This is a genomic window from Aquimarina algicola (genome assembly GCF_006443095.1).
Taxonomy (GTDB): domain Bacteria; phylum Bacteroidota; class Bacteroidia; order Flavobacteriales; family Flavobacteriaceae; genus Aquimarina; species Aquimarina algicola.
Genome location: NZ_VFWZ01000003.1, coordinates 345477 through 368296 on the forward strand (window position 1 = coordinate 345477; position 22820 = coordinate 368296).

Annotated in this window: 21 protein-coding genes; 15 read left to right on the top strand and 6 right to left on the bottom strand. The window is 31.1% G+C overall.

Annotated elements, in window-relative coordinates; genetic code table 11:
- Positions 1-125 precede the first annotated feature (125 nt).
- Positions 126-593, top strand: a complete 468-nt coding sequence (locus tag FHK87_RS12375; RefSeq protein ID WP_140593318.1) for an SPOR domain-containing protein — start codon at positions 126-128, stop codon at positions 591-593.
- A 72-nt stretch (positions 594-665) separates the two neighbouring features.
- On the opposite strand, the gene infB is transcribed toward FHK87_RS12375, so the two are convergent.
- From infB to rimP, 3 genes are read right to left on the bottom strand one after another with little or no spacing between them, the layout of a single operon-like run.
- The gene (gene infB / locus FHK87_RS12380; RefSeq protein WP_140593321.1) at positions 666-3491 is read right to left on the bottom strand and encodes a translation initiation factor IF-2; all 2826 of its coding nucleotides are present in this window, start codon (positions 3489-3491) and stop codon (positions 666-668) included.
- A gap of 45 nt (positions 3492-3536) precedes the next feature.
- The gene (gene nusA / locus FHK87_RS12385) at positions 3537-4769 is read right to left on the bottom strand and encodes a transcription termination factor NusA (protein ID WP_140593323.1); all 1233 of its coding nucleotides are present in this window, start codon (positions 4767-4769) and stop codon (positions 3537-3539) included.
- A 16-nt stretch (positions 4770-4785) separates the two neighbouring features.
- A complete protein-coding gene (gene rimP, locus FHK87_RS12390; protein ID WP_140593950.1) occupies positions 4786-5250 on the bottom strand; it encodes a ribosome assembly cofactor RimP in 465 nt (154 codons plus the stop codon).
- Positions 5251-5509: 259 nt separating this feature from the next.
- On the opposite strand from rimP, the gene FHK87_RS12395 reads away from it, so the two are divergent.
- A complete protein-coding gene (locus FHK87_RS12395) occupies positions 5510-6343 on the top strand; it encodes a universal stress protein (protein WP_317133545.1) in 834 nt (277 codons plus the stop codon).
- A gap of 66 nt (positions 6344-6409) precedes the next feature.
- Here FHK87_RS12395 and FHK87_RS12400 read toward each other — a convergent pair whose 3' ends face one another.
- Together FHK87_RS12400 and FHK87_RS12405 are read right to left on the bottom strand one after the other, a co-directional pair.
- On the bottom strand, positions 6410-6874 hold the full coding sequence (locus tag FHK87_RS12400; protein WP_140593326.1) for a DUF6438 domain-containing protein: 465 nt from the start codon (positions 6872-6874) through the stop codon (positions 6410-6412).
- Between the two features lie 24 nt (positions 6875-6898).
- Positions 6899-7852 carry a putative zinc-binding metallopeptidase gene (locus FHK87_RS12405; protein ID WP_226294221.1) on the bottom strand — a complete coding sequence of 318 codons (954 nt, stop codon included), beginning with the start codon at positions 7850-7852 and terminating at the stop codon, positions 6899-6901.
- A 501-nt stretch (positions 7853-8353) separates the two neighbouring features.
- On the opposite strand from FHK87_RS12405, the gene FHK87_RS12410 reads away from it, so the two are divergent.
- The 5 genes from FHK87_RS12410 (at position 8354) to FHK87_RS12430 (ending at position 13750) form a co-directional block, all read left to right on the top strand.
- Positions 8354-9589 (top strand): site-specific integrase, encoded by a 1236-nt coding sequence (locus FHK87_RS12410; RefSeq protein ID WP_140593331.1) that lies wholly within the window; start codon positions 8354-8356, stop codon positions 9587-9589.
- A 6-nt stretch (positions 9590-9595) separates the two neighbouring features.
- Entirely contained in the window at positions 9596-10927 is a 1332-nt protein-coding gene (locus tag FHK87_RS12415) for a hypothetical protein (RefSeq protein WP_140593334.1), read from the top strand.
- A gap of 155 nt (positions 10928-11082) precedes the next feature.
- A complete protein-coding gene (locus FHK87_RS12420; protein ID WP_109435631.1) occupies positions 11083-11385 on the top strand; it encodes a helix-turn-helix domain-containing protein in 303 nt (100 codons plus the stop codon).
- Between the two features lie 99 nt (positions 11386-11484).
- The gene (locus tag FHK87_RS12425; protein WP_140593336.1) at positions 11485-12699 is read left to right on the top strand and encodes a primase-helicase family protein; all 1215 of its coding nucleotides are present in this window, start codon (positions 11485-11487) and stop codon (positions 12697-12699) included.
- 196 nt (positions 12700-12895) lie between these two features.
- The gene (locus tag FHK87_RS12430; protein WP_140593339.1) at positions 12896-13750 is read left to right on the top strand and encodes a toprim domain-containing protein; all 855 of its coding nucleotides are present in this window, start codon (positions 12896-12898) and stop codon (positions 13748-13750) included.
- Between the two features lie 3 nt (positions 13751-13753).
- On the opposite strand, the gene FHK87_RS12435 is transcribed toward FHK87_RS12430, so the two are convergent.
- The gene (locus FHK87_RS12435) at positions 13754-14092 is read right to left on the bottom strand and encodes a hypothetical protein (protein WP_140593341.1); all 339 of its coding nucleotides are present in this window, start codon (positions 14090-14092) and stop codon (positions 13754-13756) included.
- A 214-nt stretch (positions 14093-14306) separates the two neighbouring features.
- Between FHK87_RS12435 and mobV the strand changes: the two genes are divergently transcribed.
- The 8 genes from mobV to FHK87_RS12475 all read left to right on the top strand — a co-directional run bounded on the left by mobV (position 14307) and on the right by FHK87_RS12475 (position 22805).
- A complete protein-coding gene (gene mobV, locus FHK87_RS12440; RefSeq protein WP_140593344.1) occupies positions 14307-14957 on the top strand; it encodes a MobV family relaxase in 651 nt (216 codons plus the stop codon).
- Between the two features lie 2 nt (positions 14958-14959).
- Positions 14960-16333 carry a type IV secretory system conjugative DNA transfer family protein gene (locus tag FHK87_RS12445; RefSeq protein ID WP_140593346.1) on the top strand — a complete coding sequence of 458 codons (1374 nt, stop codon included), beginning with the start codon at positions 14960-14962 and terminating at the stop codon, positions 16331-16333.
- Between the two features lie 32 nt (positions 16334-16365).
- Complete coding sequence (locus FHK87_RS12450; protein ID WP_140593349.1) at positions 16366-17052, top strand: conjugal transfer protein TraO; 687 nt, start codon at positions 16366-16368, stop codon at positions 17050-17052.
- A gap of 4 nt (positions 17053-17056) precedes the next feature.
- Positions 17057-18454 carry a TraQ conjugal transfer family protein gene (locus FHK87_RS12455; RefSeq protein ID WP_140593351.1) on the top strand — a complete coding sequence of 466 codons (1398 nt, stop codon included), beginning with the start codon at positions 17057-17059 and terminating at the stop codon, positions 18452-18454.
- Positions 18455-18483: 29 nt separating this feature from the next.
- Positions 18484-19191 (top strand): hypothetical protein, encoded by a 708-nt coding sequence (locus FHK87_RS12460; protein ID WP_140593353.1) that lies wholly within the window; start codon positions 18484-18486, stop codon positions 19189-19191.
- A 136-nt stretch (positions 19192-19327) separates the two neighbouring features.
- A complete protein-coding gene (locus FHK87_RS12465) occupies positions 19328-19918 on the top strand; it encodes a GIY-YIG nuclease family protein (RefSeq protein ID WP_109435640.1) in 591 nt (196 codons plus the stop codon).
- Between the two features lie 110 nt (positions 19919-20028).
- A complete protein-coding gene (locus tag FHK87_RS12470) occupies positions 20029-20346 on the top strand; it encodes a hypothetical protein (protein WP_140593356.1) in 318 nt (105 codons plus the stop codon).
- A 185-nt stretch (positions 20347-20531) separates the two neighbouring features.
- The gene (locus tag FHK87_RS12475) at positions 20532-22805 is read left to right on the top strand and encodes a BAR domain-containing protein (protein WP_140593358.1); all 2274 of its coding nucleotides are present in this window, start codon (positions 20532-20534) and stop codon (positions 22803-22805) included.
- Positions 22806-22820 lie beyond the last annotated feature (15 nt).

Below are 22820 nucleotides of genomic sequence, written 5' to 3' on the forward strand. Positions count from 1 at the left end.
TACTACAATAAGTCGATTCTGGAAATGTTACCTTAGCGTTAATCATTAATTTATAATAATTCTAAATAATATTTTTTGACATTTTTGACTTATTAAACTTTACCTTTACTGCAAATTAATTTGAAATGAGAAAGTTAAATATAATTAGACAAACATTTGTGATTGGTTTTTATTTCACAGCAATCTTTAATTTAAGTGCTCAAGACAGCCCAGATATGGGTCAAAAAACAACAAATCAAGACAATTTTACACCTGTAAACATCATTCCTCCACAAGAAGCAACGGTAACGATCAATCAAGATCCCAAACTTAAAGCGCTTTTAGACATAAAATCTAAAATGGAAAAAGACGGAGAGTTTAGTGATCGTTATAAAATTCAGCTTTACTACGGAAACTTAAAAAAGGCCAATGAAATTATCAAATCTGCAAGACAAGATTTTGAACAATGGGATTCTTCACTACAATGGGAAACCCCTAATTATAAAGTTTGGATAGGAAACTACCGAACAAGATTAGAAGCAGACAGAGCACTTAAAGAAATACGCGAAAAATTTCCTAACGCTTTTATATTTAAGCCTGAGAAAAAACAATAAAATTTCATAAAACTGCAAAAAATAACCCTTGATAAAAATCAAGGGTTATTTTTTTATTGATTAAAAGCTTTTTTAAAGCTTTTTCTTAACCGCTACTTCTTCGTAAGCTTCAACGATGTCTCCTTCTCTAATATCATTGTAATTTTTAATTTGTAAACCACAATCATATCCTTTTGATACTTCTTTTACATCATCTTTAAATCGTCTTAAAGAAGCTAACTCTCCTGTGTACACAACTACACCTTCTCTAATCAAACGTATCCCAGAGTTTCTATAAATCTTACCATTTTGAACCATACATCCGGCAATAGTACCAATTTTAGAAATCTTAAACGTTTCTCTGATTTCTGCTGTACCTGTAATCTCTTCTTTCATCACAGGAGACAACATTCCTTCCATCGCATCTTTAAGATCATTTATAGCATCGTAAATGATAGAGTATGTTCTGATATCTATTTCTTCTTTGTCTGCAACTGACCTTGCATTTCCTGCCGGCCTTACATTAAATCCGATAATAATCGCATCAGACGCAGAAGCTAAAAGCACATCACTTTCTGTAATAGCACCTACAGCTTTATGAATGATATTAACATGTATCTCATCTGTAGACAGTTTCTGGAATGAATCTGTTAACGCTTCTACAGAACCATCCACATCACCTTTTAAGATAATATTTAATTCTTTGAAGTCTCCCAGAGCGATTCTTCTACCAATCTCATCCAGGGTAATATGTCTCTGCGTTCGAACAGATTGCTCTCTATGCAACTGTGCTCTTTTGGATGCTATTTCTTTTGCTTCTCTTTCATCCTCTAAGACATTAAATTTATCCCCTGCCTGAGGAGCACCATCAAGACCAAGTATTGAAACCGGCGTAGAAGGGCCAACTTCTTTTATATTATTACCACGCTCATCTTGCATGGCTTTCACTTTACCACTGTTTTTACCTGCTAAAACATAGTCTCCTATTTTCAGCGTACCGTTTTGAACCAATACAGTAGACACATATCCTCTCCCTTTATCAAGGAAAGCTTCTACTACAGTACCCGAAGCTAATCGATTTGGATTTGCTTTAAGCTCTAGTATTTCTGCTTCAAGAAGAACTTTTTCTAATAGCTCTTTTACTCCTAATCCAGTTTTGGCAGAAATGTCATGAGATTGGATTTTTCCTCCCCAATCTTCTACCAATAGATTCATAGAAGCTAATTTTTCTTTAATCTTATCAGGATTTGCAGTTGGTTTATCTACCTTATTAATTGCAAACACTATAGGTACGCCTGCTGCCTGAGCATGACTGATTGCTTCTTTAGTTTGAGGCATCACATCATCATCTGCTGCTATCACAATAATCGCCAAATCTGTCACTTGAGCACCTCTGGCACGCATCGCTGTAAAGGCTTCGTGACCAGGAGTATCCAGAAAAGCAATTTTTTGCCCACTATCCAGTTGCACTCCATATGCACCTATATGTTGGGTAATTCCACCACTCTCGCCTGCGATCACATTTTCTTCTCTGATATAATCAAGCAATGAAGTTTTACCATGATCAACATGCCCCATAACTGTAACGATAGGCGCCCTACCTTCTAAGTCTTTTGGATCATCTTCTACTTCGTCAATAGACTCTTCTATATCCGCAGTCACAAAATTAACCTCATAACCAAACTCATCCGCTACTATAGAAAGAGTTTCTGCATCTAAACGTTGATTCATGGTCACCATAATACCTAACGACATACAAGCAGAAATAACTTGCGTAGTAGATACATCCATCATTGTAGCAACTTCAGAAACCGTAACAAATTCTGTTACTTTAAGAACTTTACTATCTTGTTCTTGTTGTGCTACACTATCTTCAGCTTTTTGACGGTGCTGATCTCTTTTATCTCTACGATACTTGGCAGCTTTTGACTTATTAGATTTACCTTGAAGTTTTTCAAGGGTTTCTCTAACTTGTTTTTGCACTTCTTCTTCACTTGGTTCTTCTTTTACAACAACAGGACGTTTTCCTTTGCCAGAACCTCTACCTCTATTATTAGATCTATTATTTCTATTTCCGGGATGCTGCCCGCCTCCTTGTCTAGGACCGCCTCCTTGACCTTGAGAGTTATTATCTTTACTTATACGTCTACGACGCTTTTTGGGGTCTCCTCCTTGATTAGACTTTTTATCAGATTTGTCGTCTTTTTTCTTTGCAGGCTTTTTAAATTGAGCTAGATCAATTTTCTGCCCTGTAAAATTCGGACCATCTAATTTTTTATATTGAGTCTTAACTTTTTCAGGCTCTGCAGGAACTTCTTGTTGCTTAGGAGCCGCTTCTTTAGGTTTTATTTCTTTTTTAACCTCTGTTTCCACTGGTTTCTGTTCTTGAACTGGTGGTTTCTTTTGCTCAACAGGTTTTGGAGCTTCTTGCTTGATCTTGATTCCCTTTTTAGCAGGTCTATTAGAAATCATTTCAGGCTCTTTAGGTTTAACCACCTCTTCTTTTTTAGGAGGAGTCTCTTCTTTTTTAGCTTTTGCAGGTTCCGGAGCAGGAGTTTCTTCTTTTCTATCAAGCTCTATTTTACCTACTTGTTTTGGACCATTTAATTGAGCTTTGGCTTTTATGACTTCTCGAGCTTCTGCACGCTTACGCTTTTCTTCCTGCTCATTTTCAATCTGTGCTCTCAAAGCTTCTTTTTCTTTCTTTTTTTCTTCGCCCACTTCTTTGGAAGCTACCTTTTTGCTCTTATCTGTCTGAAATTCATCAAACAAGAGCTTATAGATATCTGAAGAAATTTTTGTAGTAGGACGCGCATCTATATCATGGCCTTTGGAACTCAAAAAGTCCACAGCCCGATCTAGCGAGATATTAAATTCGCGTAATACCTTATTTAATCTCATTGTTTTTGCTTCAGCCATAAATGCCTTTTAATTTTATGCTCAAATATAAATGAATTGAAGTTATTAATCTTCAAATTCTGATTTTAATATTCTAATAACTTCATTTACTGTTTCTTCTTCTAAATCTGTTCTTTTTACCAGATCTGATACATCTTGTTCTAAAATACTCTTTGCTGTGTCTAATCCAATTTTAGAAAATTCTTCTATAATCCAAGAATCGATTTCATCAGAAAATTCGGATAACTCTACATCTTCTTCTACTCCTTCTCTAAATACATCTATTTCAAATCCAGTAAGTTGACCTGCTAACCTAATATTGTGACCTCCACGCCCAATAGCTTTAGAAACTTCTTCTGGTTTTAGCATTACTTCTGCTCTTTTTCCTTCTTCATTTAACTTTATCGAAGTAACTCTAGCCGGGCTTAAAGCTCTTGTAATATACAACTGTACATTATTTGTATAATTGATCACATCAATGTTTTCATTTCCTAACTCTCTTACTATACCATGTATACGAGAACCTTTCATCCCAACACAAGCTCCTACAGGATCAATTCTATCATCATAAGAATCTACAGCTACTTTTGCTTTTTCTCCGGGTATTCTAACTACTTTTTTAACTGTGATCAGACCATCAAATACTTCTGGTATTTCAGACTCAAAGAGTTTCTCAAGAAATAATGGAGATGTTCTCGACATAATAATAGAAGGCTTATTCCCTTTTAATTCAACTGATTCAATTACCCCACGAACATTTTCTCCTTTTCTAAAAAAGTCTGAAGGAATCTGCCTGTCTTTTGGCAAAATAATCTCATTACCTTCATCATCCAACATAATAATCGCCCTATGACGAATGTGATGAACCTCTGCTGTATATATCTCTCCTTCTAAATCCTTGAATTGTTTATATATATTAGTATTATCGTGTTCATGAATTTTGGAAATCAAATTTTGTCGCAATGCTAGTATAGATCTTCTTCCCAGATCTATAAGCTTTACCTCTTCTGACACATCTTCTCCAACTTCAAAATCCGGTTCTATTTTTTGTGCTGCTGTTAATGAGATTTCCTGATTACTATCTTCAACTTCTCCATCTGCAACTACAATACGGTTTCTCCAAATTTCTAAATCTCCTTTGTCTGGATTTATAATAATATCGAAATTGTCATCGCTCCCAAATTTTTTCTTTAGGGCATTTCTAAACACATCTTCTAAGATCGCCATAAGTGTAACTCGATCTATCAGTTTGTCATCTTTAAATTCTGAAAATGACTCTATTAATGCGATATTCTCCATATCAATACTATTATAATTAAAATGTTATCATAACTTTTGCTTCTACTATATTTTGATAAGCTATATTAGCTTCTTTGGTAACTGTAACTTTACCTTTACCTACTGGTTTTGGCTCTCTGGTTTTCCAAGTAAGAACGACCTCATCATCTGTAGCAGAAACCAATGTTCCTTCTATAGAATCGTTTTCAGTTTTTACTTTAAGCTTTCTTCCGACATTTTTTTTATATTGACGAACGTGTAGCAGTCCTTCTGAAACCCCCGAAGACATTACTTGTAATGAAAAATCCTCTTCTTCTCTATCCAAATTGTGCTCTATCGCTCTACTTACAGCAATACAGTCTTCAACCTTCACCCCCTCATCTCCGTCGATAATGATTTCGATAGTATTATCGGAATGAATTTTAAAATCAATTAGAAATAAAGACGGATTCTCTTGTAGCGCCCCTTTCAGTAAATCTTGAACTTTATCTTTTAATGACATAAATAGATAAAAAGAGGGGACTTTGCGTCCCCTCAATCTGGTTTTTTAATTTCAACGCTGCAAAGATAGTAATAATATCTTATATACAAAAATTAGGTTACTAATTGATTTTTATTCGTAAATTTAAAACTAATAAGTTGATACTCTAACGATTCTACATTTTGTAATGTATTGTCATATTCTACAATTCGAACAAAGTGTACATGCGAAATTTTTAACACAAAACTTAACGAATTACTCACTCTTAAAAACAAACACCATGATCAAAAGCATTTTAGTGCCAACAGACTTTTCTAAACAGGCCGAAAGTGCCTTAAAAGTAGCTGCTCAAATCGCCAAAAAGAATGATGCAAAAATCTATGCTCTTCACATCTTAGAACTCCCCATACATCTTACAGACCTAATGTCTTCTGGCGCACCAGCGCCTGCTCCCGAAGCTATTTTCTTTATGCAACAGGCACACAAGAAGTTTGAAGAATTACTCGACAAAGATTTTTTAGACGGTATCGAAGTTATAGAAACCGTAAGTTTTGAAGATGTGATGAAAGGTATTATTGACGCCAGCACAAAAAATGAAGTAGATATAATTGTAATGGGGTCACATGGTTCTACAGGTATAGAAGAATTATTTATAGGGTCAAATGCTGAGAAAATCGTACGGATGTCTAAGCAACCTGTCTTAGTCATCAAAGAAAATTGCGATCTCTATGGAATCAGCGATTTTGTATACGCTACAAACTTTGACGATGAAGATAAACCTTCTCTCATAGCTGCATATGAATTTTCTAAATCAATAGAATCCAAGTTACATCTTGTATGGATAAATACTGCCAACAGTTTTAAAACCACATATGAAACTGAAGAAAAAATGAACAACATGATTGCTGGTTTAAATATTGACAACTATAGCCTGAATATTTATAATGATACTACTGTTGAAAAAGGAATTCTAAACTTTGCCAAGTCAATCAATGCCGGAATGATAGGAATAAGCACTCATGGCAGAAAAGGAATATCTCATTTCATCAATGGAAGTCTCGGTGAAGATGTAGTAAACCATGCCAAGAGACCTGTATTAACATTCAAAATCTAAAGATTAAGGCTATCTAAAATAAATTAGATAGCCTTAGATATAACCCAAACATTTAGCAAAACAAATTCAATACAAACTTTTATTATTTTCTTGTTTCCAGAATTTCACTTTAATATCCCGTACGATTGACTCTAATTTTATATTTATTTTTTCTAAATCCCCACCAACCTGAGAAGTGTAATATTTATACAAGTCGTTTTTAAATCTAAGCTTTATTACCTGTTTATCTCTAATTTTTTTGAAACTCTTGATTTTATAAGGTCCTTTTGACAACAAAACTTTTAGAGCTTTAAACTCTTCATCTTCCAAAACTGTTTTATACTTCCCTTTAACAGGAAGGTTATCTATTGCAGTAAAAGAGACAGAACCATCAGTATAAATCTGCAAATCATACACTTCACACTTTCCAAAACATCTCCCTTTGGAATAAAAAACCATTACTTCATCATTTTGCAATATTTCTGCCAAAGGTTTTTTATTTGAAGTACAAGAAAAATAAAACAATCCTAATACTACTAAAACATATTTCATATCTAAATTAATTTATGCTTTTGATTATCGCGACTTATGAAGACGACAGTGAGACTTATTTCTATCACCTATAGTTTTTGCATTTTTCCAAGTACCTGGTATTGGCAATAATCTTTCACTACTTTTCTGTGTATTTCCTCGAATGTAATTTCTTAATTTGACTAACTCTGATTTTTGATACAAACGCTGAACTTTTTTATCAGCCCCATTTTCACCTTTAGGTTTTGCTTTACTAGTTACAAAAGTTGCAAACACCTCAGCTATATCTTCTCCTGGATTTGTAGATGCATATTGTGTAACATATCGAGTTTTGTATTTTTGATAAAACTTTTCAGCTTCTTCTTCTTTTTCAGGATCCACATTATTAAATTCTTTCCATATATCTACCCAATGATTTTGATATAGTGTATTGATATAAGAATCCTCTTTTGAACACCCTTCTCCCGGGAAGTAGTGCTTACAACTTTCTTCATTTATAGATGAATCTACTTGTTCTTTTTCTAAACTTAAAATATGTCCAAATTCATGTATAATTGTATATGCTAGTTCTCCATCTTTATTAAAACCACCTTCATAGGCAAAATCTATTGCAATTCCCATTTGCCATTTAGAAAGATCTTTCTCAGTTTCAAAAACATATCCCGAACTACCGCTGTCCTCACCTGAATAAATCATGAATTCGCTCATTTTTGACATATATTCTTTTGGAATTATCTTTTTGACCAAATCCCATATCTGTTGGTGTTTTTTGGTATCCTTTTGATATTCTAGATTAGTTCCTGTTACATTTTCATCTCTCTTTTTTACAATCCTATCTCCTTCTACTCTATACAATGTAATCGATCCAGATTCTGAATTATCTTGCTCACTTGAGTCTGTTTGCTGACCAGCCACTGCATCATCATCGTTATCACAAGAATAGAAGAATAAAGCACAGACACTCAAGAAAACAATGAGCAGGTATTTTTTAGTTTTCATAAATTTTATTGCTATCATATTTTAAAAATTAAACTTGCTTTATTTCTAAAACACGAAACATGAAAACAACCCTAATTTTTATTTATTTTTTTGATCATTTATATAATGAATCAATAAAAAATAAAGATCAAGCAATATATATTTACAGAACACCTCGAATGAGATATAGAAGAAGATTTTCTTAGCATGTTACTTGTTGAATGACATCAAAGCAACAAAAGCAAGTTAAAGCATTTTGATTACAGAAAATAAAAAAAGGAGTAACAAAAATTGTTACTCCTTTTCTGTTGGTCTACTAGGGCTACCATACTTTTTAAATCCTGTTTACTTCTATTTAATTCCTTATATTTGAATACATAAGGGTTATAGGTTCATTAGAGTTATCTTTATTTAACAAAATTAAACAACACTCTTTCCCCCTTTAAATCCCCCTAATTAATATATTTTAAACTCTATTCACTAGAGTTAAATTAATCGTTATTAAACAGTATTCATTATAAAATGCAAGTTTCATTCACATTACGTAAGGATAAAATAAACAAAGATGGTTTCATTCCAGTGCGCATGCTAATTACCGTAAATGGAGAACGAATACGGAGAAATGTCAAAAATGTAAAAACCATTGCTAAAGATTGGAAGAATCAAAGGATCAAATCTAATCTTAAAAGTGAAACCTATAACTATCATTTAGAATACAACAAAGAACTTGATGATCTTGAAAATAAAGTGAAGTTGATTTATAGAAATGCTCTTCTCAATAACATTGCTATTACGAAGGAGTATATACTTGATAAATTAGATAACGAGAACTTTGGTTCAAACAATCTGACTCCTAACTTTTTTGATTCATTCCAAGAATTCATTGACACCAACAAGACCACTAAAGCGAAAGGAACTATCAAGAAATATGTTTCCTGTAAAAACTTCATACAAGATTTTGATACTGTAAAAAACTATAATTTGAGATTTGACAACATCAATATCAACTTTTATGAAGAATTCAGGGATTATTCATTTGATGAACGAAACACACTAAACAACTATTTCGGTAGAATAATATCCGTACTCAAAACCTTTATGAATTGGTCTTTTGAGAGAAACTATCATGAAAATCTCGAGTTTAAAAAATTTAAAACTGTAAGTAATACTATTGAGGTTATTTATCTAACAATGGATGAATTAATGACTTTGTATAATCATAAATTTGACTCAACTAGACTAGAACACGTTAGAGATTTTTATTGTTTTGGATGCTTTACTGGACTTAGGTTTTCAGACATAAAACAACTAAGACCTTCAAATGTTTTTTCTGATCACATTAAACTAAACATAACTAAGACAAAATCAATAGATCATAAAATTCCATTGAATAATTATGCAAAAGCTATATTAGACAAGTATAAGGAAACATTATATGAACCATTACCCGCCATCTCTTCTCAGAAATTCAATAAATATATTAAAGAATGTGCAGAGATAGTAAAAATTAATAAACCTCTTAATATTACTCGCTACATAGGTCAAAGAAGGGTAGATAAAGTACTTCCTAAATATGAGTTAATTACAAGTCATACAGCTAGAAAAACCTTCGTTACTAATAGCCTCATTTTAGGAATGAAAGAAATGGTAGTTCGAAATATCACAGGACATAAAGACGAATCCTCCTTTAAAAGGTATGTTGAAATTGCCGATGACTTTAAGAATAAGGAAATGGATGACACCTGGAATAAAATCTAACAAAATATGATTATCAAGTCTGATAAATTGGAAAATTTAATACGCTCTAAAAAGAACGATATTAAACAAGGAATAGATTATTTCAAAAATTTCTTGACTAACGCAACATTCCTAAACAGCATTGGGGTTTTGGAAGGGAATGATTTTTATAATCAGATAGTTGAATTTATCAATGTTGACGAAATGTTTAATACGGATCAATTTAATTGCGAGATAGATTCTTACAAATTTGAAAGAGAAAGACTTATCTCAAATATTTATTTACATAAAGAGAAGAACAAATTGTATGATGAGATCTTAAAATTAACTCCACAAGAATTTATCGAAAAAGATACGTACCAATTAAATAAATTAAGCGCAAATGAAATAGAAAGTATTCGTCTGAAATACTACCATGACAACGTATTCAATCTTTTAGTAGAATATGTAAATACTATTGAAAAAATAAGTTATGAATATGATTTAAAAAATATAGACAAAAAAATAAAAAATCGAGAATCAATACTCTATGACTCAAAAATAACCTTGTATAGCCCGCTATTGTTTGGACATGAAGAATGGGAGAAAATAATCTTAAATGAATTATTGCTTTCTAACTCAATAGAAGAAATGGAGCAAAAGAAAATAACATTTCTAGAAAACTTAATTGAGCTTGAAACTATCATCCCTTATGATTTTAAAAATCTCCCTCTTATTCATATCAACGAAACAAACTACTGGTTAACCCAGTGGAATGATGAGCAAAATTTATTTATTTACCCAATATATTTTTGGCTTGGAAGAAAAAAATATTTTCTTGAATCCCTAGGTAGTAATAAATTAAAAAGGCTCTTTAATAAAGAGCTTATAATGAGGTACAATGATGCAAAGAAAATAGTAAAAAAATTAAAAGATCAACTTAGACGAGATAAAATAGAAGTTCGAGAAGAAAAGTACTTAAAGCCAATTACCCAAGGACTGACTTATTTGTTATCAAAAGAAAATTCTAGTTTTTCGAAAACAGAATTGCGCCAACTAGCAGAGAAATTAATAACTAATTTGTTTTATTCAAGTAATACAGAACCTGAAGACAATATCATTGATACATCTATCAAAATTAACAACATTGTTCTTGTTGAATTTATTCTTTTTCTAAGAGATCAAAAACAGTACCTAACAGATAAGAAAATTTCTATCCCAAGATTAATCAGTGATAATTTAAACTATAAATCTAAAGGTTATTCATATCAAAACTTAAATAAAATTTACAAGGCTGTTGAAACAAAAAAAGAATTTAAGTTTAATGGTCTTACTTCTGTTAAGGCGTTATCAAATGAGATGAAAATGAGAAATTATTAAAGTAATTCGAACTAAAATTCATTTATTTAAATAATTTCAAGTTGTTAAAAATCAATTGTTTATAAGTGTGCCTGATTAGACTTTTCTAAAAATTATAATTCTCTAAAAGGCAACCTTAAAATAGATTAGCACTGTCGAATTAAAACAGTGTTAACATGAATAATCCAATATTATACGGTTTCACAAAAAAGGACTTAGAACATACTATTGAATTAGTAGTTAATCGTCTTAGAAAAACCGAACTTATCGATGAATCCTCTACCAATCCAGAAGAAGATCGTCTTACCCAAAAAGAAGCTGCAGAACTGCTGGGCGTTTCTGTTCAATGTCTAATTAAGTGGAAAAAGAAAAAACTAATCCCTTTTTATCAGATAGGTCGATCTGTATTCTATTCTAAAAAAGAACTCTTAGAACAAGCAAGAAAAAACACTAAGCTAGTCAAGGCAAGTCGAAGATAAAAAAAGCCTAAAAACAGCTTCCTACACTTCTTTTAGGCTTTAATCATCAATTATTAATTAGATGCAGTAAATATACTGTATTCTATAGAAATCAACACTATGGAAAACGAAACACCGTATATCCGCATAGGAACAACCTATTATAAAATTATTGAAATACCACTTATTTCTGGAGATACAATTTCTACGAGAACTAGATGGAATAGAGAAACTATTGCAGCTGACCATGGAAAAGAATACTTAGCGAACATACCTAAACTAGATGGTTTTTGCTGTATTCCTGATCACATTAATTACCAACAATATATTAAAGGGTTTTACAACACCTATCATGAATTACCTTATAAAATAGGTGAATATGGTAAAATAGAAGCTTCATTAGAATTTGTGAAACACATATTTGGAGAGCAATACGAACTTGGACTTGACTACTTAAGATTGCTTTTACGCAAACCAACTCAAATTGGCCCAATATTATGTTTAGTGAGTAAAGAACGAGGAACAGGTAAATCAACTTTTATAAAGTGGCTTAAAGCTATTTTCGGTTTAAATATGACCTACATAAAAGGAGATTCTTTTGCTTCGCAATTTAATGCCGATTGGGCTTCGAAACTAGTAATAGCGATTGATGAAGTTTTCTTTGACAAGAAAGAAATTACTGAAAGGTTAAAATATCTCTCAACTACTGACAAAGATAAGATTGAAGAAAAAGGAAAAGACCGAGTAGAAATTGAATTCTTTGGCAAATTTATTTTATGCTCAAACAATGAGGATAATTTCATTTTAATTGATTCTGATGAAATACGTTTTTGGGTCAGAAAAATTAAACCTTTTGAATCCGAAGACACAGAGTTCTTATCTAAATTAACAAAGGAAATCCCTGCCTTTTTGAGCTTTCTAAATGAAACTGATTTCACCACTCAAAAACAGTCTCGAATGTGGTTTACACCAGAACAGATAAAAACCAAAGCTTTAACTAAACTTATGTGGTTAAATAATAACAAGCTTGAAAAAGAATTAGTCTTATTCTTTTATGAAATATTTGATGCTACTGGAAACGATTATATACAAACTACTCCAAGAGAAATTAATGCAGGCTTGAATAAGCTTAAAAAGCGAAACTTTGAAGCTAATGAAATAAGAAAAATCCTTAAAAATACTTGGGATTTAAAACCTGCAGAAAACTCCAACGCTTATAAAGGTTTTGAATATACATCCTATGGCGAATTTGTCCAGATTGAACGTAAAGGAAGATACTATACCATAAATAAGGCTTTTGTTCTCAAACTTTTTGATGAATTGATGACAGATTAAGTTAAATCCTTATAAACAAAGAGATAACCCCTTTCATCAAACTGTCATCAATTTGTCATCAAAAATAAAAATGATGACCAGTAAAATTCAAGCTTGATGAATGATGAAAAAATGATGACACGCTTAAGCCTTGATATCATTAATCTCCAAACACTTTGTCATCAAATCATCAAAAAAATTAAAAAAGAGTTCCATTATGAAAACAACAAAACTAACGTGTGAAAAAGCCCGTAATATTTCCATCGTGCAAACACTTGGAAAATTAGGGCATTTTCCTAAACGAGAGACAGAGAAAGAAGCTTGGTTCCTTTCTCCTTTCAGGAAAGAAACCCAAGCCTCTTTCAAAGTATCTAAACAACTAAATCGATGGTATGATCACGGTGAAGGATTTGGTGGTAATGTAATTGATCTTATTATCAAATCTCAAAAATGCACAATCAAAGAAGCTTTATACTTTTTAAGCCAGGATCATTTTTTTTCTTTTCATCAGCGAACAGTTACTAAAAAGGAAGAAATCAAAAAGGATTATGAAATTTTAAAAGTAAAAAAACTTGAAAATCAAGCTTTATTAGAATATCTAATTTCTAGATCTATTGATTTGGAAATTGCGCAAAAGTACTGTCAGGAAATCTACTATAGAAATAATTACAAAAACTACTTCTCAATTTCATTTAAGAATGATCAAGATGGTTACGAACTACGTAACAAGTACTTTAAAGGATGCCTTGGAAAAAAAGCTGTAACAACTCTTGGAAATGATAGTGATTGCATTTGTGTTTTTGAAGGCTTTATGGATTTCTTGTCTTATAAAACCTTGTACAAGTCTGTCAAATTAGATGAAGACTACATCATATGTAATTCGACCTCATTAGTTAAAAGTATAACATCAAAACTTCAATATTACCATACAGTTTATGCTTGCTTAGACAACGACAACACAGGTAATAAAGCAACCTCATTTTTAAAAGAAAATCATAATGGTGTTTTTGACTGTAGTATCCTTTACAAATCTCATAACGACATCAACGATTACCTAATAGGAAAATCTTAAAACTCAAAAAATGTTCTCCATAATCTTAAAATTAGCAAAGGCTTTATTCTTCATTTTTTTGATGATTTTACCTATTAGCTTTTTAGCTGCAGCACCACTATTTATTTTCATAAAATATTTTGATTTTTGTGCGCATTTTGAAATAGATAGTATACCTAATGAAGTAATCCAATTAAGTAAGTTTCCTCTATTTCTGGCAATTGCTTTTTCTCTGAATCCTGTACTAATTTTCTCCACAATGAAAATAATTGGAAAAGGAAACACGATCATAAGGAATGCATTTATAACAGGAATAATAGTATACCTAGAAATATTCTTTATCCCATTGTTCCAAACTCTCATCAAAGATGAATACCTGTTGCCTTATTCAATATTAACTATTGATATATGTCTCTTGACCTTTTTACTGGTTCGATTCTTTATTAAACGGAATCGATAACCTGATTTAGTAATACAAAGCGTAGTACTCACTACGCTTTGTTCCAAAGCTGCGTTCGCTTTTTTCCTTAAAAGAGGAAAAAAGAAAGCCAATCTAACCGGATAAAAAATATAAAAAATGAGCTACGCTATTTTAAGAATGCAAAAGGTGAAAGGTAATATGACTGGTATAGGTAAACACCTAGATCGTAGTTATGATGGTTCTGATTCTATTCCCGAAAATGCCAATATAGATAATACAAAAAACAACATTCATTGGGATAAAAATGGCACTGCATATACCCAATCAGAATGGACTGCGTATACCAAAGAAAACACTTTCACTAAAAGAGTAAATCAAGAGATTAAAGAGAGATATACTCAGGATAAAAAAATAAGAAAAGATGCTGTAAAATGTATTGAATACATAATGACATCAGATCATCAAAAGATGGTTGAAATTTTCTCTGACCAGAAAACTGCTCAAGAATGGATAAAAGACAACAAAGTGTTTTTAGAATCAATTTATGGGAAAGAAAATATTGTCAGCATTCATCTACATCTGGATGAACAAACCCCTCACCTACACGCAACTGTTACCCCATTAACAGAAGACGGAAGATTATCCGCAAAAGATTACATCAACGGCAAAAAAGTTCTTAGAGAACAACAGACAATGTATGCTGAAATTATGGAAAAGTATGGAATGGAGAGAGGTGAAAAAGGCAGTACTGCAAAACATACTAGACCTAGAGCATACAGAAAACAACAAATTGATAGAAACAGATAATTATGAAAAAACACTTAGACAATTTTTATGTTAAGTCAGGATTATTTAACAACTATAAGATTCATAACCTAAATAGATCTTTAATAGCTATAGGAGGTGCAGGATCAGGAAAAACCTATTCTATAATTAATCCCTTATTAGGGTACTGTATTCCTCGAAAAGGAGTGTTAACATTTGACCCTAAAGGAGAGCTTACATCCCTTATCAATACTATCGCAAAAAAGCATAATAAGCCAATTATAAACTTTTCATTAGATAACAATTATGATGTAATAAACCCTTTGACCTTATGCGAAAACAAAAGTGATATTATTGAATTCAGTTCTTATTTTCTTAGTGGAATTGTAGGTATTCCCCAACAGGATAATGCAAAGTATTTTTTTAATGCTGCAAAATCAGTTCTAACGGGTGTTATAGTGTACTTCAGAAATAAAAAACCTAAACTATGCACTATACCGCATATTATAGCACTCTTTTTATCAGCTAAACCAGAACAGATAACCTCTTTGCTGAATAGTGATGAAGAAGCTAAAAGAGCTTCACAAGTTCTAGTAAGTATTAATGAAGATAAAAAGCTGTTAGGTTCTGTTTTAAGTACGTTTACCGCATTTTTTGCCAGTCTTGACACTCCTTTACTATTTAGAAATTTAGTTAGTCACGAAAGGCTCGATTTACCCAATAATCCTGAAAATCCAAATGTAATTAATCTAATATTCAACCTTTCAAAAAGGGACTTGTACACTCCTATCTACTCTAGTATTATAGGGATGATTATCAAGAAAATGAACATCCCTAATCAAGCCAAATCTGCTGTAATCATAGATGAATTTACAGTGTTATCGATTCCGAATTACAGTAATATTCCTGAAACTTCACGATCTAATGGTATTTCTAATTGTATCGCCATTCAAGATTTTTCACAGCTAATTTCAAGATATGGTAAAGAAGAAGCCAGTAGTATCATTAGCAATATGGGATCACAGTTTCTATTCAGAACTACCAATCCTGAAACCTTAGAGCATTTCCAAAAAATGCTGGGAACGAGAGAAGTTGAAAACATATCGAACAACAACAGTACAGATTTAAGTTTCAAATACTCACAAAATAAGGGTATCCGAGATAAAAACATATTAAGCAATGAGCAAGTAATTAAATATAAGCCTGGACAATGTTTTGCCGTAATCGCAGATGGCAATAAACACTTTATAGAGAATAAAAGAATTACAGGAAATCATTATTTGAAAAACTATTCAAATAAATCTCCAATAAAGGAAACTTCTACTGATGAAAGAAGAGTATATAACCAGGTCTATGCAGATATAAAAAGCTTATTAAAAAGACCTCAAATTGCTACAACAGAGAAATTCAATATGTAACATAAATCATTAATAATCAAAAACAATCCTATATGAAATCAAAACTTATAATTGGGCTTCTATTCATTTACAACTCCATTACTGCTCAGGTAGCAGAAAACGCAACCGCTATTCTTACAGATAAACTGGAAGAACAGTTTCAAGAATTTCAACGTTTAAGTGATCAGTTCAATGATGACCTAGCAAAAATTAAGGAATCTATCATTCTAAAAACAGCAAAGAAACATTCTTTTAGTGCCCTCGGAGGATATACCGAAAATGGCTTTTCTATTTTAGGAAGCTATAATTTTTACAACAGTAGTAAATTAAGCAGACTCAATAATTTTATTGAACTAAGTATTCTGGCATCTTATATAAAAGAAGATCAGTCTAATTATGAAATACCTATACAGAATTACACATTCAATGCGGGTTATTTCACAAGAATACCAATGCTTAGCGGAACACTTCAAGAGGTTACAACTACAATTGGTTTAGGTGGACTTATAGGATATGAAAGTATTAATAGCGATAATCAAGATTTACCAAATGGTGCCTTAATTCTAGACGAAAGTAAATTTATTTATGGAGGCTTTGTTGGAATGAATGTAGATATATTCATCTCAGATCATTTTGATTTAACTGCGAAAAGTAATCTCTATTATCATCCTAACAGTGACATTGGACAGACCAAAATCTTTATAGGAGCTGGAATAAAATATTCAATTTTAAAAAACTAAAACAATGAGAAATATAATTTTAATTCTAACAATAATAACAATAGCAATTAGCTGCGAACCTATTGAAGTTGAAATCAAGGACAATTTCAATTTTGATACAACTGTTCTTACTGAAAGTACGGGGAAAATAAATTCTGAAATACCTTTGTTGCTTACTATTAAACCTGATAGATTAATTCAAGGAACAAACTATTCATTCTCATTCGTATATAAGGAAGGAAATGGGATATTATCATTAGATAATCAAATATTACAGGCAAATCAAACCTATCCATTAGAAAACCTTTCTAATCAGCTAAAATTTAGAGGAGGTTCTAAAGGAAAGTACCAAATTGATTTTACTATTGTAGATGATAACGCTAATGAAATCCTTCATACTGTTGAATATACTTTATATGATGATAACGATTTTAGTTTCAATGTAGAAGCCCAAAATTTAAGTGTTTTCTATTCTCAAGAAATTCCTTTCCAATTTAACTTAGCGGAAATTGACAATGGTTCTCCTGAAGTATCAAGGTATACTTTGAGATATGAAACTAACAATCTACAAACTACCTTTCTATATGATGAGATTGAATATGGACCAGGAGATATAATCGATAATATTTCTTTAGGTGAGTTTAGAGCAATACTAAAAAGTTCTGAACCTGGCACAAGTTCTATTTCATTTTTTACAACTTCCTCATTAGGAATAACCAAAAGTGTTACATACCAAATTGAGTTCAAACCAATAGACTTTGATCTTAACGTTTCTTTCGAAAATGAAAACCCTACTAAAGCTGAATACACCATTGTAAATTTTTCTATTGAGGAAGTATTTGAATCTAATGAAAATTATGAGATTAGGTATTCATCAGATAATAATTCGTACAAGCTATTTGAAGGATATCATTGCAGTACTAATATAAATCTTGAAGGCACCACCATAACGATTCCTAAGCAATTCTCTTTCCTTTTCTCTGGTTGTAATAACATATACGATGATGAGATAACATTTACATTTTTTGTAAAAAACAGTACTATAGAAAAAGAGTTCTCAAAAACAGTTTCTATTAAACCATTCGATTTTGAATTCAGCATTACTCCTGATATTACTACTACAGATCTAGAAAATATCAACAAAACTTCAAGATTACTAATAGATTACGCAGTATTCTTAGATGATGATGAATTTTCTGTCAATAATTATTATATGAAAGTTACTTCCAGTTTAGGATCTGGTACAATCGGATACTTCTCAGATTCATATGGTAATAGTTCTGAATTCCAATTGATACACAGAAATACGTTTTTCTCTTTCACGAGCGGAGTTAGTGGTGAAGCTACTCTAACATTTGAACTTGTTGCAAAAGATAGCGGTCTTACTAAAACCCAAACAATGAATGTACGGTTTGTAGATTGAGATATATACCATCAAATAAATAACAAAAAATGATTGCAAAATTCTTAAACTCGCTAGAAGCTATCCTAATACCAATGCTGATTTTATTAATTGCATTTGTTGTCGATGCAGGAGTACTTTTTTATAGAGTATTGCCAATAGATATGAATAAAGATTTGAAATTGTTCGCAGCTATAATGCTCGGTATTGCTGTAGCTTTTCCTTTGCTGCTAACAAGCGTGAATTCTAAGCTATTGAAACAGAAATATAATATTGGTTTTCCAGAGATATTTGGATTCTGCAGTTTCTTTATGACGCTTTTATTCTTTGATGTTTTTTCAGAGCAGATCAAATCATTCAATTGGTATTTGACAACAGTATTTATGTGTTTGCTTTTAGGGCTTATTGATTATTTATATGCACATCTTTTCGTAAAAAAGTATAATCAAATCAATGAATCCGAAAGACAAAAAACACACTATCTAGAATTACAACAGGAAAGCGTTAGTATTCATCAAGACCTAAAAAAGTCTAATGAAGTCCTAGAGAAGTACCATAAGGAACTAAACGAGACTAAAACAGGACTTAAAGAAGCCATCGAGAGACTACAGCAGGCTAATGAAAAGCTAACCTGTCCTCATTGTAGTGAACTACAAAAATCCGTTAGTGCATATCGAAACCACATAGGAGCTTGTAAGCATAACCCAAAAAATAGTAGCTCGCTAAATGGAAAAATCAAAATTAATACTATAAAATAATGAATCGTTCAAAGCCATCTTATCTTGATCAGCTTCGCAAAATTACGTTAAGGGGGCATACGCCCACTTACCTTAAATCTTTGCTCGCTTCTCTACCCTAAGTTGGTTTTGAACTTAACAACTAAAAATTAAAAAAATGGACAAACACTTATATTTCTTTTACAACCCATTAAACAACACTATCAAAATTGGAAGGTCGGATAATCCTGATCAAAGGTTAAAATCAATTAAATATATGTCAGGAGTTACTAAGCTTAAATGTATTTTAATTTATAAGTACCGTGGTGATTTAGAACCATATCTTCATAATTTGTTTTCTCAATATAGAACAATTGGAGAATGGTTTAAATATGAGTCTGTTTTGAAATCTTACATAGAATATTTATTGAAATATGACAAACAAATAAAAGAACATGATTTAGCTTATATAGCAATATCAAGTGATGTCTATTTTCATTTACGCAAACTCTATCAAAATAAATCATTGACATTTAACCAAGTAAAAAGAGAAATAAGACCTCAATATGAGAGTTTTAATAAAATTTATCATAATCTTTTAATTTCAAAAAAAAATCAAGAAAAAAGTGCTTATTCTCTCTGGCAATGTATTAGAAAAAGAAACATACATGTTACAACTAGAGATAAAAACACCAAATACTCCTCTGGAGATGATTATTTTATTGATTTTAATGATAATGAATATTCGTTGCTAACTCATTACCTGTAGAATCTAAGAATTTAATTCAAAGAAAGTCAAATAATTTACCATTCATTTCATAGTATTAGTTTTGGTAGATTTTGGGGCTGCGCGCTTCGCTTACTAAAAAAAATAACAAGATGTATTGGAAAGAAAAACTTAGAAATCAATCAAAAGAAGAATTGATTGACAGAATATCCTCTTTGATCACAAAAACAGAAAATCAAGCAAAACAATTGAAACAAAAAGACGATGCTATAAATAACTATAGACTAAAAGTAAAATCCTATGAATTAAAATTAGTCAAGGCTTTACCTAACAATAAAAAAGAGAGTGCCAAGCTCAATCAACATGAAGCTCTATTACGTGATTATAGATTAGAAATAAGTGATTTAAAAGATGAGATTGATTCCTGGAAAGAGAAATATCTTATTTGTTTGGAGAAATTGAAAAAGTAAAACTTATATATAAATGACGATTTATCTCCTTCTTTAAACATCTGGTTCTCATTTTATTTGTAATTATTCAATTATAACCTTAAAAAACCTTATTTTAGAGTAAAATTCCCCACTATCGTTTTTTTCGATACTGGGGAATTTTTTATGCGTCGCTATTACATTACATAAACCAAAAACCATTTATTATGAGATCATTATTACTTTCCTTCTTTTTTCTAATTATAATTAAATTCGGACAAGCTCAAAAAAGCTTTTCAATATTAGGCAACACCTATAAATATGAATATAAAGAGACCGAACAGAAATTTAAAATAATTAAAATAGAATCTAATAATGATGAATTTATTCATTCGAAAGATATTTCTCCTGACTCTTTTTCAGGTTTTTCTTCAGCAATAAGGGGTTATTTTAACAATCAAGAATTCTATTTTTTAAGTAAGAAATTCAAAATTAAAGATATTAGTAAAGTTGGAATTGAAAACGAAATTGAAAATGGAAATATTCAATTTAAAGATCTCCCGAATGAAGATAAAATATTGGATACAGGAACTTTTGAGATAGTTGGAATGCCAAAGAAGTTTAGAAATTTCAAATACATAACTATAAAAAATGAAGGTTCTGATGATCATTATACTATTGAAAATAAAAACCTTAATATTTCTATAAATAATATTGAAGAATTAAGTTCTAGCAAAATTAAAGAAAATCTTATATCCCCTCTTAAAACAAAATCCGAAGAAATACTAGCACAAATTAAAGCTGAATTTTATGTTCATCTAAGTGAATTTGATAAGTTCTATGACTCAGTTATTAAAAAATCACCTGATTATACTTTCTTAGAAACAGAAGTTTTTGAAGATACTGCTGGCAATAGTCATAACATTTCAGTTTTCTATTTAGAAAAAGAAGAAACAATAAGTTTGAAATTGATAAAAGTAAGTGATCAATCAAATTTAGGAATTGGAGTTTTTAAAACTACTTGGGAGATATATGAATTTAAAGAAAGTTTTTTTGGGTATTTTAATTTTCCTAAAAACACTATAAATAATCTAGCTATAGAAAGAATCTTAGCCTTAATTAAACAAAACAAATCTACTTCTAAACTATTGAAAGAGAAAAAAGAGGCAGAAAAATCACTAAAAGAAGTTATAGAAAAATTTGATAATGAAAAAACCAATTATAGTGGAAGAATTGTAGTTAACAAAAAGTTCAATCTTTATAACCAAGAACCTGCTAAAGAGAAAGTTAAAGTTAAAAAATGCAATTGGTGGGTTTTGTGTTTATGCAAAAAGGAAATAATCAAGAATAAATACGTTTCGAAAATTTCTAATGTGTTTATGGTTGATCATGTTAATATTACATTTTTCAATAATAGAATTGATGAGTTATCTATTGAGGGCAGATTTGAAAGTCATCCTGATATACCTGTGTCTATTAAAAATGATCAATACAGTTTGACTTTAAAGGATTTCAGAAATAGAACTCAAACAGATTTTTATAGGAATAATGAATTGGCGATAAACGGGAAATTTTACTATGGAGATGTTTTGAGTTTTCTTTCTTTAGAAGACGGTTCAGATTTTAATACTGCGATTAAAAATGGTTCAATAAAGGTTTCACCGGGTAGCCCTGTAAAAGTGGAAAGCAGAGATATTTACGATTACTTTACAGGTGTTATATTTTCAGATTTTTTAGGCTTTAATCCAAACAACTCTAACAGTCTATTAGTTGCGGAAGGTATGGTTAGAATCCCTTTAAACCGATATCATAAAGGGAAACGCACCTATTTAGATAATTTAACCATATCAGGTTCTGCGAATATTGTAGGCAATACAGAAAATAATGCCCTAAAAATTGAACTTGAGGACATACAGAGAGAGAATCCAGAAGATTTTAAGTTGTCTGAGGAAAATTTCAGTTCTAATAATTTTGACTTACTCAGATATAATAATACTCGCTTAGGAATAAAGGCTAGTTTAGTAACTTATGAACTAAAAACACTTAAGAGTTTCTTGCATCTTAGATATGGGCTAGAACTTGTTAGGACTCGCTTCGATTTTAATTTAATAGGCATTGATTCAACAACAGTTGATAGCGAAATAAGAGTTGAAAGATCACTATTTGCTGAAAAAAGTTTTCAGATTTTCTCTATAGGCCAGGAAGTTGATTTGAATATAGAAATTAGGCCGCAATCAAAATACTTTGGTGCAGACATATCTTTTGGGATCAATTGGTTTGGAGAAACTGGTGGAAATGATGTGAATTTTAGAGCCTTCAATAACACTCCTAATTTAAAACTGATGGGTACAGTATATGCTACTCCAAAAAAGAGTAAAAATGGATTATTTCTTAGGTTAGGCGCCTATTATAATCTTGGAGATTATGAATCATTTCCTCAACTTATGATAGGTTATGCCGCTAATCTATCTTCATTCATAAATAAAGGAGCTAATCAATAGTATTAGTTTTGGTAG